Here is a 3,804-nt window from a genome sequence, read left to right as displayed (position 1 = left end):
GCTTACAAGGGCCTTATTGTATAATAAATCTTGTTCCTTCCTTTCTTCTCTTTTATACAAGTTAATTAGTTTTTACAAACATAGGACTGTATAAACGCCAGCTTCGGCCGACGGCCTTGCACGTTTTTTATACTAACCGTTAGGGGTAAGTTATAAAATAACTGACATTAAAAATTTCTATGAAACTGAGTATCATATTTGGTCTTTTAATAATTTTTTGTTCAAAGCCAATCTTTGAGCAGGAAGGTAAACTTGGTTCTGTAAAAGGCACCTTATGTTATCCAGGGCATTATATACCTCAGATGAATGTCTACATAAAGAACGCAAAAACAGGAAATGTCTATAAAACTCTGGTTAAAGAGAATAAGAAGACATTTCAATTCAGTAATATCCCTACAGGTACTTATGTAGCTTATGCATACACAGTAAAAAAGACATTTACCGATAGTAATGGAAATTCATCTAAAGGGAGTGGAGGATACACCAAAATGGTGCCATGTGGACTTTCAGTTAACTGTAAAGACCATACACTCATAGAATTCAAAGTTATAGCGGCTAAGACAACCAGCAATATTGAAATATGCGACTGGTATGGAGCAACTGTTCCAAATGAATAAATAAAAAACCTACCCCTAACAAGGTGCATAAGCCATGCTACGGCCGAAGGCCTTGCACGTCTCATGCACTAGCCGTTAGGTGTAAATTAAAACATAAATGGAACATACTTTCGTTAAGCTTCCATCAGGAAATGTTGAGATAGAGCATATCCGCGAAATGGTTTCTGAACTAAAAAAATCAGAATGGAAGTTAATGAAATGGTTTTCAAGACCTGCATTAATCGACAGAAAGTCTAATACAGCGACACATCTGTACATGGGTCAAAAATTCGACGAAAAATATTTCAAATTAGAAGACAAAGGCTGGACACACGACCATTGTGAAATATGTTTTGTCTCAATTGGTGAAAGTCCCAACGACTACACAGAGACGGAAGGATATTTTAATGGTTACGACTGGATTTGTAAATTCTGTTTTGAAGAACTTGTCTTAGCAGAAAACTTAGAGAAAAAATTAGCAATCCTGGAGCAATACCAAGAGAAAATCTACACCTAACAAGGTATAAACGTCACCCTTCGGCCGACGGCCTTGCGCGTCGTTTATACTAGCCGTTATCTGCAAATAAAATAAATGAAGAGCCTTGAAAAATAACTACTTATTAATCTTTTTAATAGTATCCTTATTGGGTTCGTTGCAATCCTGCCTTCCCTATGCAAATAATAAGTTTGACAAATTAAGTTTTAGTAAAATACAGCAAGATTCTCTTGAACATTATGATTCTACTTTTAAAGAAATATTGTACAGCTTAAGCTCAAAGACGGGCGACCCCATTTACGAGATGGGAATTAGTTTCAATGAAGATTCGACTTTCTTTTTAAGCAATTGTTTGGACGGGGTGTATTATATTCCATTAGAGAAATGTAAAGTAAATGCCCATTTGACAGATAGTCAGAGAAAAGAACTTTATAGATTTACAAGATGGGGGCTTCTAAATGGAATAACAGGCGGTGGACACCATCAGACCTTACAACAAATCATGTACTTATTAAAAGTAGATTACAGAGAGTACGAAGATGCTCGTTGGGTAGGCGTAAACGTTGACACTATTGGCATAAGCAGAACAGTAATGCAAGTTTTAGACCATGACGGGAAAATTATGTTGTTGAAGAGCATGTAAAAAAGAAAAAATATCAGCAGATAACAAGGTGCATAAGCCATGCTTCGGCCGACGGCCTTGCACGTCTCATGCACTAGACGTTGGCGGTCATTGTAAACATAAGTTCTAGCAGTGGCCAGCAAAAAAATCAGCAAACCCGATAAAAAGAAACTGCATGAGTTGCAGAAATAAATCAGCAGAAGAATTAAGTTAGCTTAAAAGAAGCAAGAACGCGCCGCTCGACTTTCATCGGCTAATGTTGCAGAAGAGGAATTGACGTTGCGTTTGAGCAAAAATCGACGCAAAATGCGCGCAAGAGCCGACGACTGGATTCGCGTTTTCGGCCTGTTTTTCCGAAATTAAGCCAAAACTGGAATTGTAATTGGAATAATAAAAACGCTCCGATTGTCTGTTTTCGGACTGTTTTTCTGAAATCAGGCCAAAAACAGAATTATAAAAATGCGCGGGAAAAATAAAAGAACAACGTCCGCCAACAATGCATAAACGCCAGCCTTCGGCCGACGGCCTTGGCCGTCGTTTATACTAACCGTTGCCAGTAATTATAAATAATGAAAAAGGTAAAGTTGTTACTCTTACTTCTGTTCCTGCACTTGGGTAGAGTTTATGCTCAAGTGGAAATTCGCGGGGTAACAACAATAAAAACTGACGAAATAAAATCCGACCCTTTCAATACCTCTCCGAACAAAGACTTTGAAAAACGTATCAGCCTGAATCCTATCGACGAGTCCACCAACGATTTAGAAATTAGGTTTTACAAGCTGGAGGGTTTGAGCAACACAAGAGAATTGAAAACAGTGATTCTGAAAAACGGGTTATGGGCTGGAACTCTGTACGACGAGTCGAAATATCCTAAAGTTAGGATAAAGAAATACAAACTAGAGGCTGACAAGGGTTTCCCAGCATTATTTCAGATGCTCCTCGACAATAACATATTGGAGTTACCAAGCCAAGAAGAGCTTGCGTCATAGATGAAAAAAATCACTGTCGTAAATGGAAGACAGCGTGAACAAAGAATACACACCACGGACGGACAGAGCTACACAGTTGAGTTTAAAATAGGTGATTCCTATAGAGTCTATACGTTTCACAACCCAGACACATATTCTTACTTTTATTCAGATGTGCAGGAATTGAAAGATTTTGTTGCAATAAAGAACATCTTTGAGAATGAACTAAAGAAAAAATAACTTCTGGCAACATTGTGTAAAAGTCATGTTTCGGCCGACGGCCTCACACGTCTTTTACACGAGGCCGTTAGCAGCAAGCAAAAATATAAATCTAAATAAATAAAAATGAAGCAATTCCTGAATGAAGAACAAGACCCTAAAGCGGTAGAAAAAATTTACGCGAAAGTAAAAGGCCTACTAACAAGTGGGGAAGATGTTGAATATATAGCTGTCCAAAAAAAGCCAGCGGTCAATTTATCACCTGATTGCGTTGCCTTGACATCTAAGCGGGTAATATTTTGCAGACCAAAAAATTTAGGATTATCAATGGAATTTCAGGACTACGCTTGGAAAGACGTAGCTGATTGCCACATGAAAGAATCGATTTGGGGAGCAGAATTTACACTTAAGACTGTTAAAGGACAAACCAACAAAATAGATTATCTACCTAAAGCCCAAGCCCGGAAACTTTATCAGTTCGCTCAGGAGAAAGAAGAAGCACAACATGAATATAGAAGAAACAGAGAATTAGAAGAGAAACGCGCAGCGGCCGGCGGTGTTGTTGTGACTGCAAACATTCCTTCAAATTCGCCAACAATTGAAAGTCAGCCAAAAGATCCTATGGAGGCTTTACAAAAATTAAAAAGGCTTTTAGAAAATGATTTAATTACTCAGCAAGAGTTTGATGCAAAAAAATCTGAAATAATTGCCAGGCTTTAGAAAAAAGCTGCAGAAGTTTTAAAAATGCCTGCTGCTAACAACGTGTAAACGGCAGCGTCGGCCGATGGCCTCCGCCGTCGTTTACACAAGTACGTTAGACAGCATTTATAATAAATCATCAATGAAGAAACTCATAATCTTAGCCACTTTCTCAACATTTCTAAATTCATGCGCTAAACCTGA

The 3,804-nt window shown here is 38.1% G+C and carries 5 protein-coding genes; all 5 read left to right on the top strand.

Annotated elements, in window-relative coordinates; all coding sequences use genetic code 11:
* Positions 1–179: 179 nt before the first annotated feature.
* Positions 180–617: a hypothetical protein gene (locus FHS90_RS22145; RefSeq protein WP_182514617.1), complete on the top strand. Its 438-nt coding sequence runs from the start codon at positions 180–182 to the stop codon at positions 615–617.
* Positions 618–714: 97 nt separating this feature from the next.
* Positions 715–1,113, top strand: a complete 399-nt coding sequence (locus tag FHS90_RS22140; RefSeq protein WP_182514616.1) for a hypothetical protein — start codon at positions 715–717, stop codon at positions 1,111–1,113.
* Positions 1,114–1,198: 85 nt separating this feature from the next.
* Complete coding sequence (locus tag FHS90_RS22135) at positions 1,199–1,735, top strand: hypothetical protein (protein WP_182514615.1); 537 nt, start codon at positions 1,199–1,201, stop codon at positions 1,733–1,735.
* A 548-nt stretch (positions 1,736–2,283) separates the two neighbouring features.
* Complete coding sequence (locus tag FHS90_RS22130; RefSeq protein WP_182514614.1) at positions 2,284–2,703, top strand: hypothetical protein; 420 nt, start codon at positions 2,284–2,286, stop codon at positions 2,701–2,703.
* A 324-nt stretch (positions 2,704–3,027) separates the two neighbouring features.
* Entirely contained in the window at positions 3,028–3,621 is a 594-nt protein-coding gene (locus FHS90_RS22125; protein ID WP_182514613.1) for a PH domain-containing protein, read from the top strand.
* Positions 3,622–3,804: the final 183 nt, after the last annotated feature.

It is taken from the genome of Rufibacter ruber (assembly GCF_014138425.1).
In the GTDB taxonomy this organism is placed as follows: domain Bacteria; phylum Bacteroidota; class Bacteroidia; order Cytophagales; family Hymenobacteraceae; genus Nibribacter; species Nibribacter ruber_C.
Note: the sequence above shows the minus strand (reverse complement) of the source record. Positions and strands in the feature narration are given on the sequence as shown.

Bases quoted from the DNA above. Each gene is read 5' to 3' on its own strand.
- FHS90_RS22140 (WP_182514616.1), top strand. From the start codon at position 715: ATGGAACATACTTTCGTTAAGCTTCCATCAGGAAATGTTGAGATAGAG.
- FHS90_RS22145 (WP_182514617.1), top strand. From the start codon at position 180: ATGAAACTGAGTATCATATTTGGTCTTTTAATAATTTTTTGTTCAAAG.
- FHS90_RS22125 (WP_182514613.1), top strand. From the start codon at position 3,028: ATGAAGCAATTCCTGAATGAAGAACAAGACCCTAAAGCGGTAGAAAAA.
- FHS90_RS22130 (WP_182514614.1), top strand. From the start codon at position 2,284: ATGAAAAAGGTAAAGTTGTTACTCTTACTTCTGTTCCTGCACTTGGGT.